A 1,554-nucleotide genomic window follows, 5' to 3' on the forward strand; every position below is an offset into this window, starting at 1 on the left:
GGGCGGGTCTGACCTTCGGGGGGGGGGGGGGGGGTGGCCGAACGGGCGGGGGGGGGGGGGGGGGCGAATGGGGGCGCTGGGGGGGGTGGCGGAATGGGGTGCGTGCCAAGGTGGCGCAGAGTGGAGCGCGGCGGGGGATGTAATGGGAAGTGTGGGAGGGGATGAGGGTGGGGTGATTGTTATTGCGGACTAGTTGCTGTGTGGCGTGATGAGAGTGGGCATTCAGCGGGTTGTCCCAGGATGTCCGTGGCCGCGCGGTACAGTGCTGCCGTCCAATCAGTCCGTGAGCGATTATCTGGCGAACCATGCCGGGGCGTGCGCGGCAGCGGCGAGTCGGCGTCGTGAGCGAGAGGGAGGACCGATGTCCGAGGCCGGGGGCGAGCCGGCGAGTGAGACTTACCGGATGCCTGTGTCGGTGCGGGTGGCGCAGGTGGTGGCGGTGGGGATGGCCGCGATCGGCCTGGTGTGTACGGGCGCCGCGGGCTGGCTGTTGGGCGGACGCTCGGCGCTGATCACGTCGCTGTCGTTCGTGCCCACCTGGTTGCTGGGACTGACGGCGCTGGCCTTCGGCGCGGCGGTGGGCGGCGGCATCCGGATCGGCGCGATTTTCCTCGCGGGATTGAACATGCTGTGGACCGTCCCGTCGATCAGCGGGGGCCACCCGCCGGGCTGGCTCGGCCCGCTCAGTTCGGTGGTGGTGATCGTGCTGCTGTTCCGCCGCGCGGCGCGGGATTGGTTCGAACCCGATGGGTGGTGATCGACCGGAACGCGGCTGTTACCAATCCCTAACCTGAAGCGCCGATTCGCAATATCCGTGCAACCGGTTGCTCCTAGTGTGACGACATGAGTAGTACACCGGCCGCGGGCACGGGCATTCATGTCAGCGGCCTCGGTAAGTCGTTCCGGGTCGGCCGCCGGTCGGTGCAGGCGCTGGACGCGGTGGATCTGCACACCGAGCAGGGCACGTTCCTGTCGCTGCTGGGCCCGTCCGGATGTGGGAAATCGACGGTGCTGCGCATCCTGGCCGGTCTGGAAACGCCCTCGGCCGGCACCGCCCGGATCGACGGCGCCACCCCGGCCGAGCTGCGCCGCCGCCACGGGTTCGGCATCGCCTTCCAGGATTCGGCGCTACTGCCTTGGCGCAGTGTGGAATCCAATATCAAGCTGCCATTGCAGGTGGCCGGGCTGCCGGTGGACCGGGAGTCGATCGCCGATCTGATCGCACTCGTCGGCCTGGAAGGGTTCGAGAAGGCGAAGCCCGCGCAGCTGTCCGGCGGTATGCGGCAACGGGTTTCGATCGCACGGGCGCTGGTCGTGCAGCCATCCGTGCTGCTGCTGGACGAACCGTTCGGCGCGCTCGACGATATGACCCGCCAGCGCCTGAACCTCGAGCTGCTGCGCATCTGGACCGAGAAGCCCGCCACCACACTGATGGTCACGCACGGCATCGGCGAGGCGGTGTTCCTCTCCGACGTGGGGGGGGGGGATAGGCCCCGGCCCGGGGGGGGGGGGGGGGTTGTGGGGCAGGGCCCGGCCCCGCCCCCCCCCCCCGGG

At 69.9% G+C, this 1,554-nt stretch carries 2 protein-coding genes; both read left to right on the plus strand.

Translation table 11 applies throughout. The features are described 5' to 3' along the window. The first annotated feature begins 403 nt into the window (after positions 1-403). Positions 404-757 carry a hypothetical protein gene (locus tag QH470_RS17760; protein WP_280273494.1) on the plus strand — a complete coding sequence of 118 codons (354 nt, stop codon included), beginning with the start codon at positions 404-406 and terminating at the stop codon, positions 755-757. A gap of 86 nt (positions 758-843) precedes the next feature. Further along, on the plus strand, positions 844-1,554 hold a 711-nt coding region (locus QH470_RS17765; RefSeq protein ID WP_280273495.1), incomplete at its 3' end, for an ABC transporter ATP-binding protein.

It is taken from the genome of Nocardia wallacei (assembly GCF_029868745.1).
GTDB classification, from domain to species: domain Bacteria; phylum Actinomycetota; class Actinomycetes; order Mycobacteriales; family Mycobacteriaceae; genus Nocardia; species Nocardia wallacei_B.